At 34.2% G+C, this 22,888-nt stretch carries 24 protein-coding genes; 6 read left to right on the top strand and 18 right to left on the bottom strand.

What is annotated here, in order from left to right; genetic code table 11:
- Positions 1-168: 168 nt before the first annotated feature.
- The 5 genes from rluF to N4T20_RS01105 all read right to left on the bottom strand — a co-directional run bounded on the left by rluF (position 169) and on the right by N4T20_RS01105 (position 4,427).
- Complete coding sequence (gene rluF / locus N4T20_RS01125) at positions 169-1,002, bottom strand: 23S rRNA pseudouridine(2604) synthase RluF (RefSeq protein WP_260671328.1); 834 nt, start codon at positions 1,000-1,002, stop codon at positions 169-171.
- 114 nt (positions 1,003-1,116) lie between these two features.
- Positions 1,117-1,464, bottom strand: a complete 348-nt coding sequence (locus tag N4T20_RS01120) for an antibiotic biosynthesis monooxygenase (RefSeq protein WP_260671327.1) — start codon at positions 1,462-1,464, stop codon at positions 1,117-1,119.
- Between the two features lie 54 nt (positions 1,465-1,518).
- Positions 1,519-2,379, bottom strand: coding sequence for an alpha/beta fold hydrolase (locus tag N4T20_RS01115; protein WP_260671326.1), 861 nt, complete (start codon positions 2,377-2,379; stop codon positions 1,519-1,521).
- A 170-nt stretch (positions 2,380-2,549) separates the two neighbouring features.
- On the bottom strand, positions 2,550-3,329 hold the full coding sequence (locus tag N4T20_RS01110; RefSeq protein ID WP_260671325.1) for a zinc ribbon domain-containing protein: 780 nt from the start codon (positions 3,327-3,329) through the stop codon (positions 2,550-2,552).
- A 3-nt stretch (positions 3,330-3,332) separates the two neighbouring features.
- Entirely contained in the window at positions 3,333-4,427 is a 1,095-nt protein-coding gene (locus tag N4T20_RS01105; RefSeq protein WP_260671324.1) for a Nif3-like dinuclear metal center hexameric protein, read from the bottom strand.
- 225 nt (positions 4,428-4,652) lie between these two features.
- Here N4T20_RS01105 and N4T20_RS01100 point away from each other — a divergent pair, with 225 nt between their 5' ends.
- From N4T20_RS01100 to lpxK, 3 genes are read left to right on the top strand one after another with little or no spacing between them, the layout of a single operon-like run.
- Positions 4,653-4,895: a DUF2683 family protein gene (locus N4T20_RS01100; RefSeq protein WP_260671323.1), complete on the top strand. Its 243-nt coding sequence runs from the start codon at positions 4,653-4,655 to the stop codon at positions 4,893-4,895.
- Complete coding sequence (locus N4T20_RS01095) at positions 4,871-5,152, top strand: Txe/YoeB family addiction module toxin (protein ID WP_260671322.1); 282 nt, start codon at positions 4,871-4,873, stop codon at positions 5,150-5,152. Before N4T20_RS01100 ends, N4T20_RS01095 begins: the two co-directional genes overlap by 25 nt.
- Positions 5,153-5,157: 5 nt before the next feature.
- The gene (gene lpxK, locus N4T20_RS01090) at positions 5,158-6,180 is read left to right on the top strand and encodes a tetraacyldisaccharide 4'-kinase (protein ID WP_260671321.1); all 1,023 of its coding nucleotides are present in this window, start codon (positions 5,158-5,160) and stop codon (positions 6,178-6,180) included.
- Here lpxK and N4T20_RS01085 read toward each other — a convergent pair.
- From N4T20_RS01085 to lipA, 3 genes are all read right to left on the bottom strand, one after another.
- Positions 6,177-8,348, bottom strand: a complete 2,172-nt coding sequence (locus tag N4T20_RS01085; protein WP_260671320.1) for an ATP-binding protein — start codon at positions 8,346-8,348, stop codon at positions 6,177-6,179. The two genes, lpxK and N4T20_RS01085, sit on opposite strands and share 4 nt — an antisense overlap.
- 29 nt (positions 8,349-8,377) lie before the next feature.
- Positions 8,378-9,373 carry a type I glyceraldehyde-3-phosphate dehydrogenase gene (gene gap, locus N4T20_RS01080; RefSeq protein WP_260671319.1) on the bottom strand — a complete coding sequence of 332 codons (996 nt, stop codon included), beginning with the start codon at positions 9,371-9,373 and terminating at the stop codon, positions 8,378-8,380.
- 102 nt (positions 9,374-9,475) lie between these two features.
- The gene (lipA, locus tag N4T20_RS01075; RefSeq protein ID WP_260671318.1) at positions 9,476-10,342 is read right to left on the bottom strand and encodes a lipoyl synthase; all 867 of its coding nucleotides are present in this window, start codon (positions 10,340-10,342) and stop codon (positions 9,476-9,478) included.
- 326 nt (positions 10,343-10,668) lie between these two features.
- Here lipA and N4T20_RS01070 point away from each other — a divergent pair, with 326 nt between their 5' ends.
- A complete protein-coding gene (locus N4T20_RS01070; RefSeq protein ID WP_260671317.1) occupies positions 10,669-11,535 on the top strand; it encodes a M48 family metalloprotease in 867 nt (288 codons plus the stop codon).
- A gap of 56 nt (positions 11,536-11,591) precedes the next feature.
- On the opposite strand, the gene N4T20_RS01065 is transcribed toward N4T20_RS01070, so the two are convergent.
- The 7 genes from N4T20_RS01065 to N4T20_RS01035 form a co-directional block, all read right to left on the bottom strand.
- Positions 11,592-11,972, bottom strand: coding sequence for a PH domain-containing protein (locus N4T20_RS01065; protein WP_260671316.1), 381 nt, complete (start codon positions 11,970-11,972; stop codon positions 11,592-11,594).
- A gap of 125 nt (positions 11,973-12,097) precedes the next feature.
- Positions 12,098-12,925 (bottom strand): energy transducer TonB, encoded by an 828-nt coding sequence (locus N4T20_RS01060; protein ID WP_260671315.1) that lies wholly within the window; start codon positions 12,923-12,925, stop codon positions 12,098-12,100.
- Between the two features lie 158 nt (positions 12,926-13,083).
- On the bottom strand, positions 13,084-13,635 hold the full coding sequence (locus tag N4T20_RS01055) for an RNA polymerase sigma factor (protein ID WP_177212169.1): 552 nt from the start codon (positions 13,633-13,635) through the stop codon (positions 13,084-13,086).
- Positions 13,626-14,732 (bottom strand): glycosyltransferase, encoded by a 1,107-nt coding sequence (locus tag N4T20_RS01050; RefSeq protein ID WP_260671314.1) that lies wholly within the window; start codon positions 14,730-14,732, stop codon positions 13,626-13,628. The genes N4T20_RS01055 and N4T20_RS01050 overlap by 10 nt, the downstream gene beginning before the upstream one ends.
- Before the next feature lie 85 nt (positions 14,733-14,817).
- A complete protein-coding gene (locus tag N4T20_RS01045) occupies positions 14,818-15,432 on the bottom strand; it encodes an FMN-binding negative transcriptional regulator (RefSeq protein ID WP_260671313.1) in 615 nt (204 codons plus the stop codon).
- Positions 15,433-15,552: 120 nt separating this feature from the next.
- Entirely contained in the window at positions 15,553-16,566 is a 1,014-nt protein-coding gene (gene murB / locus N4T20_RS01040; protein ID WP_260671312.1) for a UDP-N-acetylmuramate dehydrogenase, read from the bottom strand.
- A gap of 108 nt (positions 16,567-16,674) precedes the next feature.
- Positions 16,675-17,778: a pyridoxal phosphate-dependent aminotransferase gene (locus N4T20_RS01035; protein ID WP_260671311.1), complete on the bottom strand. Its 1,104-nt coding sequence runs from the start codon at positions 17,776-17,778 to the stop codon at positions 16,675-16,677.
- A 177-nt stretch (positions 17,779-17,955) separates the two neighbouring features.
- On the opposite strand from N4T20_RS01035, the gene N4T20_RS01030 reads away from it, so the two are divergent.
- A complete protein-coding gene (locus tag N4T20_RS01030; protein WP_260671310.1) occupies positions 17,956-18,687 on the top strand; it encodes a hypothetical protein in 732 nt (243 codons plus the stop codon).
- A gap of 91 nt (positions 18,688-18,778) precedes the next feature.
- Here N4T20_RS01030 and N4T20_RS01025 read toward each other — a convergent pair whose 3' ends face one another.
- The 3 genes from N4T20_RS01025 to recF form a co-directional block, all read right to left on the bottom strand.
- Positions 18,779-19,825 carry a glycosyltransferase family 4 protein gene (locus N4T20_RS01025; RefSeq protein WP_260671309.1) on the bottom strand — a complete coding sequence of 349 codons (1,047 nt, stop codon included), beginning with the start codon at positions 19,823-19,825 and terminating at the stop codon, positions 18,779-18,781.
- Positions 19,826-19,911: 86 nt separating this feature from the next.
- Positions 19,912-20,589, bottom strand: coding sequence for a DUF2461 domain-containing protein (locus tag N4T20_RS01020; protein ID WP_260671308.1), 678 nt, complete (start codon positions 20,587-20,589; stop codon positions 19,912-19,914).
- Positions 20,590-20,747: 158 nt separating this feature from the next.
- Complete coding sequence (gene recF / locus N4T20_RS01015) at positions 20,748-21,827, bottom strand: DNA replication/repair protein RecF (RefSeq protein WP_260671307.1); 1,080 nt, start codon at positions 21,825-21,827, stop codon at positions 20,748-20,750.
- A 243-nt stretch (positions 21,828-22,070) separates the two neighbouring features.
- Here recF and N4T20_RS01010 point away from each other — a divergent pair, with 243 nt between their 5' ends.
- Entirely contained in the window at positions 22,071-22,853 is a 783-nt protein-coding gene (locus tag N4T20_RS01010) for a tetratricopeptide repeat protein (protein WP_260671306.1), read from the top strand.
- The last annotated feature ends 35 nt before the right edge of the window (positions 22,854-22,888 follow it).

The following is a 22,888-nucleotide window of genomic DNA, read 5'->3' as shown; positions in this document are numbered from 1 at the left end:
TATTTATAGCATTATAAAAAGACAAATGATAAAAGCTCCAGAGAGCGACATATATTTAAGAATAAAATTATGTCGCTCCTGTGGAGCTTTGTGCCGTAAACATTTGTCTTTTGCTACAAATAGTTTGATTCTCTCAAGCTTGCAAAAAATCTACAAATTTGCCTCTTTTTATTTATTATCTCCTCTTTTTTTAAATCGAGGATCATGTTTTGAAATAAATGTTTTTCTTCTAGTTGGAGTTGAAGCAGAGCTTGAATTTTCAACTTTAGGAAAACTCGCTTCTTCAGTTTTGCTTGAAGGTTCAATAAGTTTATTGAGTTCTTTTATTTCAGCATCAGTTAAATCACGATAACGGCCAACGGGAACATCCAAAGAAATATTGATAATTCTAATGCGTTTTAAAGCTGTAACTTCATAACCCAAATATTCAGACATTCTTCTAATCTGGCGGTTTAATCCCTGCGTTAGAATGATCTTAAAAGTATATTTGCTGATTTGTTCTACTTTACACTTTTTAGTAACCGTATCTAGAATCGGAACGCCATTTCCCATTCTCTGAATAAAGCGTTCTGTAATAGGTTTGTTTACCGTAACGGTATATTCTTTTTCGTGATTGTTTCTTGCGCGAAGAATCTTATTGACGATATCGCCGTCATTGGTCATGAAGATTAATCCCTCACTGGCTTTATCCAATCTTCCAATCGGGAAAATTCGTTTCGGATAATTAATATAATCAACAATATTATTTTTGACTTCTAAATTGGTTGTGCATTCAATTCCCACAGGTTTATTGAAAGCCAGATAAACCATTTTTTCGTTTTTTTCAACGATTAATTTTCCGTTTATGCGCACTTCATCATCTGGCGAAACTTTGGTTCCCATTTCTGCAACAGTACCATTTACGGTCACGCGTCCTTCTTCGATCAATTTATCAGCTTCACGACGAGAACAATAGCCCGTTTCTCCAATAAATTTATTAAGACGTTTTAAATTTTCTTCCATACTGCAAAAATAGGCAAAAGTTTAGACATCTTAGAGTTTTAGATTTCAGACTTTAGACTTTAGATTTTGAAAAAAAACTTTGTTGCTTTCAGCCTCTGTACCTTTGAACCTTTTTTAGGAATCATGAAAAGCCGAACTGTCTTCTGGAGTTTCTTTTCTGTCGAACATTCCGTAGTCACGCACTACAGCTGCAATTCGTAAATGATAATTTTTAAAAACTTCATTTCGGCCTTTAGCTTGTGCGGCACGATGCATTTCAAGATTTCTCCATTGCTGAATGCTTTCTTCATCTCTCCAAAAAGATAAAGACAGCACTTTTGAAGGATCGGTAAAGCTTTGAAATCGCTCTATCGAAATAAATCCTTCAATGTTATCTAATTCTGGACGCAGACTAGCTGCAATATCCAGATACTCTTCTTTCTTTCCTTCATGAGGAACAACTTCAAAAATTACAGCGATCATTTTATTTGAATTATAAATTATGAATTATGAATTATGAATTATGAGTGACCTATGTCACTTTGAATCTTCTGAAAATAAAAACTCAATCACTTTGTCATACAATTCATCATCATGCATTCCGTGTCCTAAACCAGTGGTTTCAATAAATTGACTGTTTTTCCAATTGCTGGCTATTTTTTTACCTTCGGCAAAAGCCACAATATTATCTGAAGTGTCATGGGCAATCAATCCGGGAATATTAAATCCTGAAGCAAATTTCTGTCCCGAAAAATCTTCTAGCTTGAAATTGAAGCGATCCATAAATTTGCTTTCTAAAAGTGAAAACATTTTAGTGTTGAGACTCAGCATCGAAACATAGTTGTCGATCAAAGTTTTTAGATCTGATGGAGCGCCTAGAATAACCATTTTGTTAATGCTCGTATCTGGAAATAAGTGCTGATGATAAACACAGGCAGCGCCACCAATAGAGTGCCCAATAATAATTTCTGGCTGATATTTTTCTACCGCTTTATTGATGAATTCTGCATAAAGAGGAACATTAAATTCTTTTCCGCTGCTTTGTCCGTGAGCGGGTGCATCGATGGCGATTATGGTGCTTCCTGATTTTTGAAGATGGGGCAGTGTTTTTTTCCAGCGTGCAGCATTGCTTTCCCATCCGTGGACCAAAAGAATTTTGGTTTCATTTCCTTTCCAAATATAGGTTTGAAAATGGTGTTCGTTATGATGAAATGTTTCGGTCTCGGTATGTCGCAAAACTTTTGGAAGGGCTTCTTTTTGCAGTCTTCCAATTCTTGGCTGGCTGAAAAGAGCATAAGAAAGTTCCATAGCTTTTTGCGGACGCACATAACTTAAAAAATTGATATAAGAGCCAACAGATTTTAAAGTGATAAAGCGAATTCCTTTTTTAATTTTCAAAACTTAAATTTTTTCTAAAGATAAAAAAAGGTCTGCCACAAATTGCACAAAATGACCACGTTTTTTATTCTCACTATTAATAGATGGAAAAAGAATTGGTTGAAATTAGTGGAATTTGTAGCGAATAAAAAGCAAAAAAAAAAAGTCCCGATTTAATCGGGACTTGATATTTAGAATTTTGCGAACAGTTGTTCCATTTTCTCTTTTTCTTCTTCAGCTAATTGAGTGTCAACTAAGATTCTTCCAGAGTGCTCATCTGTGATGATTTTCTTTCTTGAAGCAATTTCTACCTGAGTTTGTGGTGGAATTGTAAAGAAAGATCCAGCAGAAGCTCCTCTTTCGATAGAAACTACAGCCAATCCGTTACGAACACTGCTTCTGATTCTGTTGTAAGCGGCTAATAATCTTTCTTCGATTTGTGCAGCATACTCAGCAGATTTTTCAGTTAAGAAAGCCTCTTCTTTCTGAGTTTCAGCCATAATAGCATCCAATTCAGATTTTTTATGTTTCAAATGAGAGCTTTTAGCGTCAAGTTTTTCTTTTAAGTTAGAAATAACTTCTTTTTTGTGCTCGATAGAAGCTTTCATTTCTTTGATTTGCTTTTCAGCCAATTGAATTTCTAATTCTTGAAATTCAACTTCTTTTGTCAAAGAATTAAATTCTCTGTTGTTACGTACCGATTCTTGTTGTTTAGTGTACTTTTTAATAACCTCTTTATGCTCCTCAATAGCAATTTTCTTTGCTTTGATTTGCTCCTCAATCACTTCAAGTTCACCTTTCAGTTTCTCTGAACGAGTGCTCAAACCTGCAACTTCATCTTCTAAATCTTCAACCTCTAAAGGAAGTTCTCCTCTAACGTTTCTGATTTCGTCAATTCTAGAGTCAATAAGCTGTAAATCGTATATTGCTCTTAACTTGTCCTCAACACTTAATTCTTTCGTATTCGTCATATTTTATAAGTACTTAACTGGATTTGTATTTTCTTCCGATAAAATGATTGCAAAATTAAGAATTTTTTTTCGAAGATAATCAACAATATAATTTTTTGTATAGCGTTCGCTCTCAAAATGACCAATATCCGCCAAAAGCAGCTTGTTTTCAGCTTCGTAAAACTGATGATACTTCAAATCGGCAGTCAAAAAAGCATCGGCTCCGGCACTAATTGCGTTTTTAATGGCAAAACTTCCTGAGCCTCCTAGAACAGCTACTTTTTTTATTTTTTTGCCTAAAAAAGCAGAATGGCGAATTCCGTTGGCAATCATTTTATCTTTTACAAAATGCAGAAAGTCTTTTTCATTCATTTCAGTTTCAAATTCGCCAATCATGCCTAAGCCAATATTTTGGTGTGCGTTTTCGAGATTGTAAATTTCGTACGCTACTTCTTCGTAAATGTGATTGGCAAAAAGCGCTTTTAAAATGCGGGATTGCAAATATTTTTCAAACGTAACTTCGATTTTGATTTCTTGAGTTTCGGTCAGTTCATGACGCTCGCCAATTACAGGATTACTTTCAGAATTTCCTTTGTATGTTCCAGTTCCTTCAGAGTTAAAACTGCAATTATCGTAGTTGCCAATTGTTCCTGCACCTGCCTCAAATAATGCTTTTCTAACTTTATCGGCATTGTCGGGAACGGTATAAGTGACAAGTTTTTGAATGAAATTATTTTTAGGAACCAGTATTTTGGTGTTGGTAAGTCCTAATGCATCGCAGAAAATTTTATTGACTCCTTGCGAATGATTGTCAAGCGCTGTATGAACTGCAAAAATGGAAATATCATTTTTGATCGCTTTTAAGATGGCACGCTCGACATAATTTTTACCTGTAATCTTTTTAATTCCTGAAAACAGAATCGGATGAAAACAAACTACCAAATTGCAGTTTTTAGCAACGGCTTCGTCAATTACATTTTCTAAGGCATCATGACAGACCAAAACGCCTGTGCATTCGGTTTCAGAATTTCCAACTAAAAGCCCGACATTGTCAAAATCTTCGGCGTAAGCCAAAGGTGCCATTTCTTCAAGAGCAGATATTATATTTTTGATTTTCATTTTGAGTTTTGTTTCAAGTTTAAAGTTTCATGTTTTGTCTGTTCATCGAAACTTTAAACAAATTAACGAAAAAAATTATACTTCAAAGTTCGAAGTGAGTTGATAATTGGTTTTAGAAACAGCTTGCCTAATGTGGTTTTATAAGTAGGTCATTTACGTAATGTAAACTATGATGTAAACTAAGTTAGCGACTTTTCGTATATTTGTAAATCTAAATCAAAAGTCATGACAACTATAAAAATTAACGAACGTACAAAGACGGGGAAGGCATTTATGGAAATGTTCGAAACTTTTTTTAAAGGTCTTGATGGCATTGAAATTGTTGAATCTGATGATTATGGACAGGTTAATGAGGAACAGAGTACTTACAATCCAGAGTTTGTAGATATGGTTTTGAAATCTGCTAAGGATAAAAAAAGCACAGAAATTAATCCAAATGATGTATGGGGAAGTTTAGGATTGAAATAAAAGAATTAGCAAAAAAACAAATTATTCAGCATTATAAGTCAGGAGATAAAAAGAGTATTAAAAATATTGAGAAAATTCTTTTAGAGCTTTCTGAAACTCCTTTTGAAGGAATTGGAAGCCCTGAGCCTTTAAGATATGAACTTGCTGGTTTTTGGTCAAGACGAATAAATCAAAAAGACAGAATGATATATTATCTAGAAGATGATACTGTGACAATTTTTGTTGTGTCTGCAAAAGGTCATTATTCTGATAAATAACTTCTATGAACTTACTTCGAAAAATACTTTTCCCATTTGCCATTTTATACGGATTTATTACTTCGATCCGTAATTTTCTTTTTGACAAAGGAATTTTAAAATCTGCTTCATTTGATCTTCCTGTTATTGCTGTCGGGAATTTGAGCGTTGGCGGAACTGGAAAAACGCCGCAAATCGAATACTTGATTCGCTTATTGTCTGACAAATATAAAGTAGCGACTTTGAGCCGCGGCTACAAAAGAAAATCCGAAGGTTTTGTTTTGGCTGACGAAAATTCGAATGCCGAAATTTTGGGAGATGAACCTTTTCAGTTCTATCAGAAATTCCCAAATGTGATGGTCGCTGTAGATGCTAATCGTACTAACGGAATTCAGCAGCTGCTTTCGCAAAATGAAAAGCCAGAAATTATTTTGCTGGATGACGCCTATCAGCACAGAAAAGTAAAAGCTGGGTTTTATATTTTACTGACTTCTTACGGCGATTTGTATGCCGATGATTTTATGCTGCCAACAGGAAATTTGAGAGAAAGCAGGAGTGGAGCAGAAAGAGCTTCTATTGTTGTGGTAACAAAGTGCCCTAAAATTTTGACGGAAGAAGAGCAGACAGAAATTAAATTAAAACTGAAGTTAAAATTTCACCAGCAAATCTTTTTTACTTTCATAGATTATGATCTGGTGATTTATGGTAAAAACGAAAAAATTGCTGTTGGCGAAATTAAATCAGAGTCAAAATTGCTGCTGGCTGGAATTGCAAAACCAAAACCATTTTTTGATTATTTAAAAAATGAAAACGATGAATGTCTCACTTTTCCAGATCACCATCATTTTTCTGATGCAGATTTAAGTGCAATTCGGAACAAAGCAAACGGAAGGAAAATAATTACCACCGAAAAAGATTATGTGCGTTTGAAAGATTCTGAGTTAGTTGATTTATTGTACTATCTGCCTATCAAAAGTTCTTTCATCAACCATCAGCAAGACTTTGACGCTACAGTTTTAGAGTATATCAAAAATAGCTTAGAATCTTAGTTGAAAAACTTAGCAATAGTAGTATAGAAATCGTCTGGGACAAAAGGTTTTGTAATCACATCATCCATTCCGAAAGAAAGAAGCATATCGCGGTTTTCGTCAAGCGAAATTGCAGTTAAGGCTATAATCGGAGTAGTTTTGTCAAATTCGCGAATCAATTTCGTTGCCGTTGTGCCGTTAATGCCAGGAAGATGAACATCCATTAGAATCATATCAAAACGCTTAATTTTTAAAAGTTCAACAGCGTCTTCTCCATTATCAATAATCTCGCAGGTAATGTCTTTGTTTTCCAGCATCTTACGAGTGATCATCTGATTGATTTTGTTGTCCTCAATCAATAAAATAGATTTGTTTTTCAATTGGTTGTCATTATATGGTTTTACTTCTTCGATTACTTCCAATGGCTCGTTGTTGATTTTGAAATTTAATTTGAAGGTAAACGTAGAACCTTTGCCTACTTCACTCTTTAATTTTATTTCGCCTCCTAAAAGTTCAATCAATTTTTTTACAATAGTAAGGCCAAGACCCGTTCCGCCATATTTTCTATTTACTTCAATAGAGCCTTGAGAGAAGCTTTCAAAAACCGTTTGAAGCTTATCTTCAGGAATCCCTATTCCGGTATCAACAATTTCGAAATACACTGTCGCATTATCCTCTTCTTGCGAGTATAATTTAGCAATAACATTTACGTGTCCGTTTTGAGTAAATTTTAAAGCATTGTTGATTAAGTTAAGTATGATCTGAGATAGCTTTGTAGGATCTCCAATTAAATTGTCAGGAATCGCCTTGTCTATTTCTAAGTTGAAGTAGTTTTTGTTGGCTGTCGCCAGCTCTTTTAGCGAACTTTGAATGTTAAAAAGCAATTCTTTCAAATTAAAGCTGATATTTTCAACTTCAGCTTTGGTCGAATCAATTTTATTGATCTCTAAAATTTCATTGATAAAAGTGGTCAAATAGTTGCCCGAGAATTTTAGAGACTCTAGGTATTTTAATTGTTTTTTCTTTGGCTTATCTTCAAGCAGGATATGCGTAATTCCGTTAATAGCATTCAACGGTGTCCGGAGTTCATGGCTTACAGTTGATAAAAACTCAGATCGGGCTTTCGATGCTTTTTCTGCTTTGTTTTTAGCCAAAATCAATTCTTTGTTTTTCTCGCGAAGCAGTAAATTGTTCTGGTTTCGTATAATATTGTTTTTGTACAGCGCCAAACTCAAAAGAGACAAAATCGAAATCAAGGCAATTGCCAGAATGCTGACTAGCTTAGAATAGCGATAGGTTTTAAGCTGAAATTTTTCTTCGCTTTCCTTTTTGATGGTATTGTTTAAAGATTGATTTTTTTTGAATTTTTCGTATTCATCCAAATCAACTTTGGCATTTTTTAGTTTTAAAAGATAATTTTCGAGCTGGTAATGCTCGTCTAAATACGAATACGCGAGATCATAATTTTTGTTTTGCTTGTAATATTGGCTTATCGCTAAAACAATTTTCGATTTTTTTTGAAGATCATTGATTTTATCATTGTAGTCTAATGCTTTATCAAAATATATGATAGCCGAATCATTTCTTTTGAGTTGTCCTTCAATTAAGCCAAGCTGATAGTATGCATCTATTTTTGTTTTAATAATGGCATTATTATCTGGCTTTTTGGTGATTTTTTTAAAAGTTTTTGCAGCTGATTTAAGGTCGTTATTGGTTTTAAAAGCTAAAGCCTTTTGATAATTTAATACTTCTGCATTATCTTTAATATCCAGCTGTTTTAATAAATCCTGAGCTTTTGTGTAATATACAGAGGCTGTTTTATAGTCGCCCTTGGCGGTATTGGTTACGCCAATATAATGCAGAGCCAAAACTTTTGTGCAGCTAGGTTTTAAAGTGTCAAATAAAGAAACTGTTTTGTGAAAGTTTTTTAAAGCGTCTTCAAATTTTCTCTGGTTATAATAAATTTTACCCAGCTTGAAAGTCTGATTGGCCAGATTCTCCTTTTTGCCATTTTCCTCGCAAAAATTAATCGACTTCTCTGTGTAAAAAATGGCCTGATTGTACTTTTTATTGTCCAGATTAGAATTGGCAAGCTTGTTATAATAGGTCACGCTATCCGTATTCTTCTTGGCTTGAGAATACAAAAACGAGTTAAAAAAACAAACAACAATAAAAAGACAGTATTTCATGTATGGCAATGCTTTTACAATGAATCTTATTATTTTCTTATCAGTAAAATTAAATCAATCAATCTTGATGAATAGCCAATCTCATTATCATACCAGCCTACAACTTTTACCATTTTATCGATAACCGAAGTTAGCTGAGCATCAAATAAGCAAGAATGTGTGTTGCCAATCACATCAACCGAAACAATTGGATCTTCGGTGTAATCTAATATTCCTTTTAAATTTGTTTTTGAGGCTTGTTGAAATGCTTTATTTATTTCTTCAATGCTTACGGCGCGTTTTACATTGAAGGTTATGTCTGTTAATGAACCGTCTGGAACTGGGACTCTAATACCACAGCCACCCATTTTATTATGCAATTTAGGAAAAATTTTTGTTAATGCCTTAGCTGCACCCGTAGTTGTTGGAACAATCGACTGGCTGGCGCCTCTCGCACGGCGTAAATCCTTATGTGGCTGGTCGTGAAGGCTTTGGTCTGTCGTAAAAGAATGTATAGTGGTAATGTAAGCTTGTTCAATTCCGCACAATTCCTCGATAATTTTGATCATCGGAGCAGCATTGTTTGTGGTACAGCTTGCATTTGAAACTATATTTTCATTTCCGTCCAAAATATGTTCGTTTACCCCAAGAACTACTGTTTTTATAGTATCAACTTCTGATGGAGCCGAAAGAATTACTTTTTTTGCTCCAGCTTCCAAATGCGCATTTAATTCTTCATGCGTTTTATATTTTCCTGTCGATTCGATCACAATATCAATCGAATGCGATTTCCAATCTATGTTTGAAATATTCTTTTCGTGAAAAAAGAAAAATTGCTTTCCGTCTACTATAATATTGTTTTCATCGTGGCTTACTGCGTAAGGTAAAACGCCATGAATACTGTCATATTTAATTAAATGCGACATGGTTTTATTGTCTGCAATGTCATTTATAGCAACAACTTCGATTTCGGGATGATTTAAAAGCAAACGGAATAAATTTCTTCCAATTCTTCCAAATCCATTAATAGCAATTCTTGTTTTCAATTATTTGTTTTATTCGTTTAATTGTTAACGTTCAATTTGGTTTCAATCGTTAAGCGTTTCTGAAATTAAGCGATTTACCAAGTTAAACGATGAACCTAAAATTTATAAAATATGTTTTTGTGCTTTGTATGAAGAACGAACTAGCGGGCCACTTTCTACGTGTCTGAAACCTAATTCAAGACCAAATTTCTCATATTTGGCAAACTGTTCTGGTGTAATGAATTCTTTTACAGGAAGATGTTTTTTACTTGGCTGTAAATATTGTCCAATTGTTACAACATCAACATTTGCATTTTTCAAATCGGTCATCGTCTGAAAAACCTCTTCTTCAGTTTCTCCAAGACCTAGCATAATTCCAGATTTGGTTCTGTTGATTCCTTTTTCTTTTAAATAACGAAGAACTTCTAGGCTTCTGTCATACTTAGCCTGAATACGAACCTCACGAGTCAAACGTCGTACAGTTTCCATGTTGTGAGAAACCACTTCAGGATTTGCCTCTACGATACGATCTAGATTTCTTTCAATTCCTTGAAAATCTGGTATCAATGTTTCAAGAGTAGTCTGAGGATTCATTCTTCTGATGGCTCTTACAGTTTCCATCCAGATAATAGAACCGCCGTCTTTAATGTCGTCTCTGTCTACACTGGTAATTACGGCGTGCTTGATATTCATGATTTTAATAGAACGGGCAACTTTTTCAGGCTCATCCCAATCTACTGTTTCAGGTCTCCCGGTTTTTACTCCGCAGAATCCGCAAGAACGGGTGCAGATATTTCCTAAAATCATAAAAGTCGCTGTTCCTTCACCCCAGCATTCTCCCATATTAGGGCAGCTTCCAGAAGTACAAATGGTATTTAAACTATATTTATCAACTAAACCTCTAAGTTCAGTATATTTTTGTCCGATAGGTAATTTTACTTTCAACCACTTAGGTTTTGTGGTTTGTATATTTTCAGTGACTGTTTCCATATATCAATGTTCAAAGTGCAAAGATACGGAATGTAGTTTATTTGAAGATTTGTTTGAGCCTTAATTTAGCAGTTTGGCATCAAAAACCAGTAATACTACGCTTTAATAATGTGCAATAAAAGAGTTAAATACCTGTATTAAAGCCACTCTTTTAGATTTAATCGTGTTTTTCTTTTTGTAAAAGGCAAAAGCAGTCATAATTATGGCAAAGAGTTGTGTTTTAGTCTTTTAAAATTTATACCTTTAAATGTTAAAAAAACTAGATTTCTGATTGAAATATGAAATCAGTTTTGTAGTATATTTGTTATTAAATTAATAAAGTAAAAATGAAAAAGAAATTTATTGTATTGGGGGTTTTATTGGCTGCTTTTAGCTTTACTAAAACAAATGCGCAGATTAATCTTGGAGATAAAGCAATTGGAGCAGTTCAGAAAGGGGTTACGAGTTTTACTTTTAGTAATGCCGATGCCGCTAAGCTTTCTAAAGAAGCAGTTGATAAGTTAGATGCAGAACATGAAATTGCTGGCCCAACAGACGGTTACACCTTAAGATTAAATCGTGTTTTTGGAAAACACGCAACTGGTGACGGATTTACTTTAAATTATAAAGTGTATAAATTGAAAGAAGTAAATGCTTTTGCAACGGCAGACGGAAGCGTTCGTGTGTATTCTGGATTAATGGATATTATGGATGATAATGAATTAGTGGCTGTAATTGGGCACGAGATCGGTCATGTAGCAAACAATGATTCTAGAGATGCTATTCGTGCAGCTTACCAAAAAGAAGCGCTAATGGAAGGTGCGGCTTCACAATCGGCTACTGTGGCTACAGTGACAGACAGCCAGCTTGGAAAAATAGGAAGCGCAATTATTGATAGCAAATACAGCCGCAAGCAAGAATCGGAAGCAGATTTGTTTGCTTACAATTTTATGAAGAAAAATGGTTATGATGTAAATGCTGAAGAATCGGCTTTTAGAATTTTGGCTAAAATGAGTGAAGGAGCCGAGGCTTCATTTATTGACCAGATGATGAGCTCACATCCAGACTCTAAAAAAAGAGCTGATGATGCTAAGAAAAGAGCAGAAAAAGATGGTTTGTATAAGCCGTATGTGCAGCAAAAAATTGTAAACACAGCTCCAGCAACAACTAAAAAAACAACTACCACAAAGAAAACAACGACAAAAAAGAAATAAAAGTTGTTTCTTGAATTATAAAACCCGGCAAGTCGAAACTTGCCGGGTTTGTTTTTTTATCCTAATACGTGAAAAGCAAGAATCTTTTGCACTTCATAAACATTAACCGATTTATTGAATTGCTTTACAATACTTGGCAGCTGTTCGCTAGAAATCCAAATTTTTAATTCGGCATCTAGATCAAAAGTTCCAGCGGTTTCTACGCTGAATCTTGTGATGTTTTTGTAAGCGATAGATTTATACTCTGTCTTGCTGCCGGTAATTCCTTGTACATCTACCAAGATTAATCTTTTGTTGGTAAAAATGAAAGTATCGCGGATAAGTTTAAAACCCATTTCGATTTCTTCATTTGCTGTTAAAAGCTGTCCGTACTTCTTAATTAAATCTTCTTGGCTTACTGAACCTGCGTTTCCAAGAATAGCTGAAAATATTCCCATTATTTTGTTTTAATTAGTTAAAATGAATTCCATTTTGGAGCAGTAAATGTAGTTGATTTTAAAATGAATGTAAACAAAAAAGCAGAACCTAAGTTCTGCTTTCTCACTTTTTCAAAATATTTGTATTATTCTACTTCTGTTTTTATTGTGATTGGAAGATTGTATGCAGTTCGTACTGGCTGCCCGTTAAGAATTCCTGGAGCCCATTTTGTTTTTAATGATTTTAAAACTCTAACGGCTTCTTTTCCCATTCCATAACCAGGATCATTTCTAACAATAATGTCAGTAAGCGATCCGTCTTTTTCCACTACAAAGGATATATACACTTTTAGTGTTTTTTCTACATCAAGTTCTGGTCTGTTGAAATTGTTTCCAACATACTTGTAAAACTGAGCGATTCCGCCTGGAAATTCAGGTTGTTTGTCCAAAATTGCAGAAGAAACAGGCCCTTCAATTTTAGGCGCTACTGAAGCAACAGCTCCATTACCGTCTCCACCTCCTGTTGTAGGCATTGAATTGACTGCAGTTCCATTTCCTTTTGCATTGTCTACAGCTGGTACATTTTCTGTGTTTGGAGCAATTTTCTCAACTGCTTCTTCTGGTTTTGTAACCACTGGGTTGATTAATTGACTAGCGTCTGTCGATTTTACAGCGCTTTGCTCAACTACTGGCGCAGGCGGAGCAGGCGGCGGCGGTACAACAATTGGGTCAACGTGCACAATTGTTGGTTCGTAAATCTGAGGTTCTGGCTCAGCTTCAACAGGCGAAGTCCTAATTTTACTAATAAGTACCGGTGCACTTCCTAAAGCCGTTATTAACAATAAACCCATAAAGAGAGCTGTAACAGAATTTTTGGAATTCTCCTGGCGTAATTGGTACGCGCCGTATTCTTTGTTTTTGTTCTCGAAAACAAGATCGGTCCACTTGTTTTCATAAATGCTTAATTTAGACATAATTTTTGGGTTTTAAGGTTAAGTAACTTTAAATCATACGCAGAAAAGGTTTTAGGTTTGAGCTAACAACGTAAAAGTTGTAGTTTTAGTGTTGTGGAAATGTGTTAATTTTAAGAATAAAGCTAAGAATTGTTTATTCTTTATTTAAAGATAGTAAATTATCTATTACGTTCGATAATTTCAGCTAATAATTTTTTAGCGCGCAAAAGTTTTACTTTAACACTGCTTAAAGGCTCGTCAATCTTAGCAGCAATTTCCTGATAAGACATTTCTTGAAAATAACGAAGCTGAATTACTTCTTGGTAGTGCGGTTTAAGTTCTTTGATGCATAAGAGCAGACGAGAAAGATTCTGTTCTTTAATTAAGGCATCTTCTGCAGATGGAGTAGGGTCGGCAATATTGTATGCCTGCTGGTCTTCGTTGTCTGTGATTTCTATAAAAAGATTGGTTTTCTTTTTTCGCAGCAAATCAATGTAGACATTTTTTGCAATCGCAATAAGCCAGGTGTTAAACTGAAATTCAGGATTATAAGAGGCTATTTTGTCAAAGGCTTTAGAGAAAGTTTCTATGGTAATATCTTCTGCAGTAGTTTCATTTTCGGTACGTTTGAGCATAAAAGCATATACTTCATTCCAATAATGATCTAATAAAAAAGTAAAGGCGATCTGATCGCCTTTTTTTGCTTTTTCTATTTTAGAATTTATTTCCAATATACGGGTTTTGAAAAGATATTAGTTATAAAGATATTAATTTGCGTTAATATCAGCGCTATCTCAACAACTGGAAACCAAATTTTGATATCTTTTTCTTTTAATTTTCCTGCTGAAAATCCAACGACTGTCCATACAACAGTATAGCGTGTTGCTAAAATTGCTAATACGGCAATCCATTGAAATTGAAAAGCTAATAGTATAATAACTAATAAAAAGAAAAATAATTGTGAAAGGAAGAATAATCCCAATTGCATCTTATCAAAAAACTTATAATGTTCTGCAGTAGAAATATGCCTTCTTTTCTGAGTAAACCATTCCTTAAATGTTTTCTTAGGTTCTGAATATGTAAAACTTTCAGGCGTATAAGAAATGGTGGTGTTTGTTTTGTTTGCAGCTTGATTGATGAATAAATCGTCATCGCCAGAGCGAATCTGAATATGATCAATAAAACCATTTACATTAAAAAACTCTTCTTTTTTATAAGCAAGATTTCTGCCGACTCCCATATAAGGAAGCCCCATCTTTGCCCAAGAAAAATATTGCATAGCCGTTAGAACAGTTTCAAAACGGATAATTTTGTTTAAAAACGAACGCTCTATTTTTTCATAGCCGCCATAACCCAAAACGATCGTTTTGTTCATGGTAAACTGCGAAGTCATAGAAGTGATCCAATCTTTAGAGCTTGGAAAACAGTCTGCATCTGTAAAAAGCAGATAATCTTTTTTTGCCGCTTTTATTCCAAGTGTTAAGGCGTATTTTTTATTTCCCCAGAAAGCCTCGTTATTTTCAACTTTTACTAAACGGATATTAGAAAATTGTTTTTCAAATTCTTCAAAAACCTCAAGAGTTTCATCGCTTGATGCATCATCAATTAAGACAATTTCAAAATCAGGGTAATCTTGCTGAGCCAAAAGCGGAACGTATTTTTTTACATTCTCTTCTTCGTTTTTAGCGCACACAATTACAGAAACCGGAAGATTTTTAGGCTTCAAGTGCTGCGGTCTGGCAAAAGCAAATTTTCCAAAAACTCCGAGATAATAAAAAAGTTGAACTGCAACAATAGCAATAAAAAAGTAAAATATGTATATAAGCATCTGATTTATTTGATTCTATTAATTTCACGTTTTGCGACTGCAAATGTACTTATCAATTCGCTAAATTCAATAGCCAAAACCGATTTTACTTTCTGCATTTTGACATTTCTTTTGCAACAGCAATAGACTGAGGGTTTTCGGTTTTTTCCAATTCCGAAATTATGTTTTTATAATTGTGATCGTCGCGATTTTGGGAGAGTTTTTTGGTAGCTTGAATTTCTTCAATTTCGATTTCAAAACCAAAGATTCCTCGAGCTTCTCGCATGGTTTTTTGAGATAAATCTTCCACGCGAACTGGATTTTTAGAATTTGCTTCGTATTTATCTACCAGTTTTTTTAATTGTTCTACCGAAGTGTCGTAATCAACAATCTTGATTCTGCCATAAATATGTACGGCTATATAATTCCAAGTCGGAACATTTTCATGATCGTACCAAGACGAAGAAATGTAGCTATGCGGACCTGTAAAAATGGCCAAAACATGATCATTTGCTGCAAAACCTTCAGCTTGCGGATTTAGTTTTGAAATATGCCCTTGCAAAATTTCTTTTCCTTCGGCATTCAATTCCAATTCTATCGGGATATGCGTGGCGCATAACTTTCCGTTCGTCTGATTAATCAGGATTCCAAAACTGTTTTCTTTCAAAAAAGCTCTGATTTCTTCCTGATTTTCGTTTTTGTATAAATCTGGTGTATACATGATCTTGTTGTTTATACAATTTGTCACATTGAGCGAAGTCGAAATGTTTTTTAGCAATGACTTCAACTCTGCTCAGTCTGACAATGGGTTAAATTTGTGGCAATTAGAGAAAATGGTGCTTTAAATCACATTCACTTCTGCTTCTATTTGAATGCCGAATTTTTCAAAAACCGTTTTTTGAACTTCTTTTGAAACAGCTAAAATTTCTTGTCCTGTTGCATTTCCGTAATTCACCAAAACCAAAGCCTGATTTTTATGAACTCCTGCATCTCCAAAACGTTTTCCTTTAAAACCAGCCTGCTCAATAAGCCATCCTGCCGGGACTTTTACTTCAGTTTCTGAAACTTCGTAGAATTTCATTTCTGGAAATTTCTGGTGGATTTCTTCAAAATCAGATTTTAATAAAATTGGGTTTTTAAAGAAACTGCCGCTATTTCCCAATTCTTTCGGATCTGGCAACTTGCTTTGTCTGATGGCAATTACAGCATTGCTCACATCTTTTAAAGTTGGTTCTGTAATATTATTTTTGGCCAATTCGGCCAAAATATCTCCGTAAGAAGTATTGATTTTATGATTGCGTTTAGTCAGTTTAAAAATAACCGAAGTGATAATGTATTGGTCTTTTGCTTCATGTTTGAAAATACTTTCGCGGTAGCCAAAATTACATTCAGCGTTGTTAAAAGTTTTCATTTCCTGAGTCGCAATGTTCATAGCTTCGCAAGAAACAAAAGTATCTTTGATTTCAGTTCCATACGCACCAATATTTTGAACTGGTGTCGTGCCAACATTTCCAGGAATCAGAGACATATTTTCTAAACCGCCAAAATTGTTGTCAATTGTCCAAAGAACAAAATCGTGCCAAGTTTCTCCTGCCTGACTTTCAACCCAAACAAAGTCATCGTCTTCTTTTGTGATTTTTTTTCCTTTTAAATCGATATGAATGACCAAAGCGTCAATGTCTTTAGTTAAAAGCATATTGCTTCCGCCTCCCAAAATAAATTTTTTCTCGTTTTTGTTTGCTGATAAAATCGTTTTTAGTTCAGCAATAGAATGAACGGCAACAAATTGTTTGGCACTGGCTTCAATACCGAAAGTATTGTATTTTTTTAAAGAAAAATTGGATTGGATTTCCATAAATAAAAGGCTTTTTAAGTTCCGAAACTTCGGAAAAATTCTGAGATCAAAAGTAACGATTATAATTTATTTGAATAGATTTTCTGTAAAAAGACTTTTTTCTAAATTTTACTTTATTGCTTCAATAAATCGTTGCATTTCTTTCATGGTGCCGATAGTTATTCTAGTCCATTTTCCGTTTTCTTCGTAGATTTTTGTTCCCTGTATATTATGATTTTCCAATTGTTTGAAGAAGTCTTTTTTGTAATTATCGAGAGAAAAATAGATGAAATTTGAATGAGATGGAATACACGTTAAATTGAGTTTACTAAGCTGTTCAACAGTATATTTTTTTACTTCTTCATTGGCGGCTTTTACCTGCTCAATAAATTTAGTGTCATTTAATGATGCTATAGCGGCGTTTGTTGAGACTACAGTTACAGATAAATTGGGAGATGATTTTAAAGCGCTGAGTTCTTCAATTGTTGAAGCGGCAGCAACGGCATAGCCTACGCGTGCACCAGCCAAACCGTACATTTTTGAAAATGTTTTGGTAATAATTAAATTTTTGTTTTCGATGGCAAGGCTGCTTAATGATTTTTCTTTTGTGAAATCGAGATAAGCCTCGTCGATAAAAACAATCGCATTTTTAGATGCTTCTTTTACAAAAGAAACTAATGCTTCGTAATCGCATATTGTGCCCGTCGGATTGTTTGGATTGCAAATGTAAATCATCTTTGTATCAGAATCGATGGCTTTCAGCATTGCGGTCAGATCGTGTTTTTTGTCTGCAGTTAATGGAACGGTGATTTTTTTTAAACCCAATTTTTCGGAAGGAAATGTCCAATAATTAAAAGTGGTTTCGGCCAATATAAAATTCCCTTTTTGCAAAGCGGTATATTGCAGAACCAAATCTAAAATCTCCGTCGATCCTGCACCTAATAAAATATTTGAGTTTGAAACATTGTTTTTTGTAGCAATAAGTGCAATTAATTCGTCTGAAAGATTCCAGCCGTAACGATTGCTGCTATTAATGCTTTTTTGCATGGCAACGCGTGCAAGTGGAGAAGGACCGTACGGATTTTCATTAGACCTCAGTAGAATAGGGGAATTGTCTAAATTTTGAGAAATATGATTTTCTGCTAACGGATTGGCAAACGTTTCAAAGGGAGTAATACTTAATCCTATTGCGCCCAAACCTATTTGTTTTAACCAGTTTCTTCTATTGCTCATGATTGTTTAAGAATTAAATTAGACAATTCGTTTTTAACAATATGTCGTTGCATTTTAATAAAAGTTACGGTCTGATTTTTGCGTGCAAAATTATTTGAAGCGATTCGGTGTTAAGTTTTAAAACTGATTGATATTCGCTGATTTTTAAAGGTTTAATAGTTTAAAAAAAATAAAGAGATGGCTGTCAAGAAAAGCAAAGGATTAGATTTAAGCAAGAATATAATGACCATGTTGTTTCTTTTTGTTCAATCGATAATTTCTGCACAAGTTGATGTATATGGAGATTGGAGGATTGACAAAATATTAGGTTTGGATGATTTTCAGGAATATTCAATGGTTAGAAAAGAGGAACAGAATCATTGGGGAAATCTGCTGACGCTAAATCTTAATGGAACATTTTTGTCTGGAAATAGAGCTCCATGCGGGAATGATATTTTCAGAAGTGTTTCCGGAGATTTTATAAAGATCGATGATTCGCATATTCGCTTTATTGTAAAAAGAAAATCGTCAACCAGTTTTAATAAAGTAAATAATTCAGAATCAAAGTTGAATGAAGACTTGGGGATTTTTTATATTTATAAAGATTCAAATTCTATTAGGATGATTCCAAGTAATGGAGTTTTACAGGAAGATAAAGACAAAATGCGTTATGCTCAGATGCTCGATTCTTTTGGGAAAGAATGGAAAAAGTATGATTTTGTCTGGGAAAGTACAGCTGAAAATCAGCCGGATGAAATTCTGAAAGACTGTAAAGACAAAAGAAAAGAGATTGATTTGTCTAATTATAGAATTGTGTTTTCTAAAACTGAAAGCTACGGGAATGTTTTTCTTTTAAGAGAAAATGAAAATTATCATTATATGGTTTATGATGCTGTGAGCAAAAGAGTTTCTTTGGCTTATCCAAAATAAGTTTTGGTTTAACCGCAAAGACGCAAAGTTTGCGCAAAGTTCGCTAAGCTTCGCGTTCATAGCGTAAACGCTTGCGAACTTTAGGGTTAAATTAATTTCTAGAATCAATCAATTTATGATATCGATCAGCGATAACCTTCATATTAATATCATAATTCGCATTTTCTTCCACAAATTTTCGATTCTGAATAATTGCCTCATTTCTTAATTCAGCATTTTTAAAAGACCAGATTAATTCTTCGGCCAGCATTTCAATATTATCAATTTCAATTAACTGACCGTTTTCGCGATGCGTAATCCAGCTTTGGTTCCCAGGAATATCAGAGACTAAGGGATAACAATTGCAAGCCATTGCTTCAAATAAAGATGCCGAAACACCTTCGGTAATGGGCATACTGATATAAATATTGGATTGTTGCAGTAATTTTGGAAGTTCTGTATTCGGAATTCTTCCTGTAAAAATCACTTTGTTTTCTATTTGGAGTTCTTTTGCTAAATCTTTTAAAAATTGCAATCTATTTCCGTCGCCAACAATGGTTAAAGAAAAATCAAATCCTTTTTGGTTTAAAATTCCGAAAGCTTTTAAAATTGAATCATGACGATATTCTGGCTGGAGAGAACGCGTTACAATCGCTTTAATTTTGTTTGAATTATTGGTTGAAGGTGTGAAAAGAGATAAATCGATTCCTTTGGGAAGAACCAAAACTTTGCTCATGTCGACGCCAACTGCTTTCATGTGGATGCTCATGACGGGTCCCCATGCATGAATCAAATGTGCTTTTTTGAAAGCATATTTCTGAATGAATTTTTTAAATGGATATAATTTAGACTCTTCTGGCCATAAATCGGTCCGACCCTGCTGTGCGATAGCAATGGTTTTTGATCCTGATAATGCGGCAAGAAAACCATAACTGGTGGTTCTTTCTGCAATCACCATGTCTGGTTTTTCTTTTTTAATTATTTTTCGAATGGAAATAGGAGCGAAAAAATACTCTAAGATACGTTTCGATCTGTAGTTGTTTGATGTTTGAAGTTCCCAAGTGATAATTTCAAAATCGCCAAATTCTTTAAGGCCTTTCATCCAAGTGATAGCATCGGCGCGGTAAGATTCTCCAAGAAAAAGTATTTTCCTATTCATTTATAAAAGTTTTCCACCGCGAATTTCACAAATTTTAGCTAATTAATTTGTGCCAATTCGTGAAATTCACGGCGATCTAATCTTTTTTAGAATTCTTCAGTGTCTAAAGCGCGGTTAATGAATTCGTTTAGCGGCTTTAGAGCAATCAGTTTTTGGCTTATCTTTTTTACGAAATCTTTCTGTGTGACTTCAGAAATGTCATATTTTTGAGTCGCTGTAAAACTCTTCAATTTTAGGAACTCAATAGCCGGATGGTCTTTTTCGTAACCTCTCGGCATACTTTTTAAAGAATTATTTTCGTTGAAATCTAAACTTCCAAATTCCTTTTTAAAGTTTTTATCGTTTAAAATTTCCTGTAGATCATCATAGAAAAAAGCAATTTCTTTGCGGACTTTTTTCAAATCTTCCGATTCAGGAGAGTAGAATCCGCCTGCGATAAAACTGGCGCCTTTTTCGATATGAACATAATATCCGGTACGGTTCAAGCCTTTTGTTCCGCCAGACATCCAGATTCCTAAATGTGCTTTATAAGGCGATTTGTCTTTAGAAAAACGAATATCACGATTGATTCTAAAAGTACAGTTTTTAACTTCCAATAATTCTAATGAAGGATCGAGCGGTTTCATTGCGTCAAGAAAATCGCTTACCAATTGATGGTAATCTTTTTTGAAAACTTCGTATCGTTTTTTATTCTCCTGAAACCATTCTCGGTTATTGTTCTTTTTTAAATCGTCTAAAAATTGCAATGATTCTTTCGCTAACATATTCTGTGTTTTTTGATTGCAGTTGTTTTTATGAGTGCCGCTAATTGCACGAATTTACGCTAATTTTTTATTTCGTGTTGATCAACTTTGACAAAGTTTTAAACTTAGTCAAAGTTTTTAATTAGTGTAAATTCGTGTAATTCGTGGCAGAAAAACTCTTATAAATTGAATATCTTATAAGTTTGATGCGTCGATTTTACAATCGCTTCGGTTCTTTCTGGGTGTGTGTCTGAAATAAAAAGCTGTCCAAATGTTTCGCTGTTAACCATTTCTACAATTTTGGCTACGCGCGTTTCGTCCAGTTTGTCAAAAATGTCATCAAACAAAAGAATTGGTTTTACGCCGCTTTGTTTTTTCAAGAATTCAAATTGAGCCAGTTTCAAAGCAATCAAAAAAGATTTCTGCTGTCCCTGCGATCCGAATTTTTTTATCGGGTGCGAATCAATCTCAAAAGATAAATCGTCTTTGTGAATTCCCACACTCGTGTATTGAAGCGCGCGATCTTTATTGATGTTGTCCTGTAAAAGCGTTAGAAGGTCTTTTTCAAATAAATGGCTTTCATAAACCAGCTGTACGCTTTCTTCAGATCCGGTTATAACTTGATGATGTTTATTAAATATAGGTATAAACTGCTCTAAGAAATCTTTTCGTTTTTCAAAAATCGATTTTCCGTAACCTTGCAATTGTTCATTATATATAGATAAGGTATCATTATCAAAAACATGATTCAGTGCAAAATATTTTAAAAGGGCATTTCGTTGCGTAATTACTTTCTGATACTGTATTAATTCGTGGAGATATGTAGTGTCTAACTGTGAGATTACACTGTCCATAAACTTACGGCGCGTTTCGCTTCCTTCAATAATTAAATCACGATCTGCGGGCGAAATAATTACTAGCGGAATGAACCCGATATGATCTGAAAATTTATCATAAGGTTTACCGTTTCGCTTTAGCACTTTTTTTTGTCCTTTTTTCAAACTGCAAACAATCTGTTCGGTTCTTTCGTTCTTTTCCAGTTCTGCATCAATAACGAAAAATTCTTCGCCGTGTTTGATGTTTTGAACAGCAAGCGGATTAAAATAGCTTTTTCCGTAAGCCAGATGGTAAATAGCGTCGAGCACATTGGTTTTTCCAATGCCATTTTTGCCCACAAAACAATTGATTTTGATGTCAAAATCAAAACTTGCTTCTGAAAAGTTCTTGTAATTGAATAATGAGATTTTGTTTAAATGCATTTTTTTTGGGACTCCACGTGTAAAATTTACCCTTTTTGAACAGTAAAAATTTGAGGCTGCAAATTACCGAAAATTATCGATATAATTAGCTTTAGCACATTCTTAGGCTCATTTATTTTACCGCTTCCGCGAAAGAACAAGCGGATATGAAAAATATTTATTTTAAAATAGTGATAAAATTGAAATTTTTTACCTCAGTTTCAAGAAAAATTTTATTTTTGCCGTTCACTAAATAAATTTTAAATGGCAACTTACAATAAAAGAGGATATAAGACACCAAAAGAAAAGGAAGTAAAAGAGGTAGTTACTGAAGAGCAACAAGTAATTATTGACGAAAAGGACAGTACTACAGCTGGAGTTTTCTCAAAATTAGATGAAACTGCTTCAAAAACTGAGGACTGGGTGGCTAAAAATCAAAAAATCATTATTGGTTTAGTTGCTGGTATCGCAGTTGCTACAATTGGATATCTGGCTTACCAAAAATTTATCGCAACTCCTAAACAAGAAGAAGCTGCAAGTGAAATGTTTGTTGCTCAACAAAACTTTGAAAAAGCGGTAAATGGTGTTTCTAGCGATTCATTATTCAAATTATCATTAAACGGTTCAGAAGGTAAATTCGGATTTATTAAAATCGCTGACGAATATTCTGGAACTGATGCTGGAAACTTAGCAAACTACTACGCTGGTATTGCTTACCTAAACACTGGTAAATTTGATGAGGCAATTAAATATTTAGGTGAATTTAAATCTGATGATGTAGTCTTAAGCGCTTTGGCTAAAGGGGCGACAGGAGATGCTTACTCTCAAAAAAATCAGCAAAAAGAGGCTTTAGATTTTTATGTAAAAGCTGCTGAATCTAACAAAAATGATTTTACAACGCCTCGTTTCTTATTAAAAGCTGGAAAAACTGCTTTAGCTTTAGGACAAAAAGAAGATGCATTGAAATATTTTAATGATATTAAAGATAATTACGACAGTACTCCAGAAGCGGCGTCTGTTGATGCTTTGATTGGATTAGCGCAATAAAAATTTTATCCCGAGGCTTCGAGATTAGATTTAAG

The sequence above is a fragment of the Flavobacterium sp. TR2 genome (assembly GCF_025252405.1).
Taxonomy (GTDB): domain Bacteria; phylum Bacteroidota; class Bacteroidia; order Flavobacteriales; family Flavobacteriaceae; genus Flavobacterium.
This window is presented reverse-complemented; position numbering and strand designations above follow the sequence as displayed.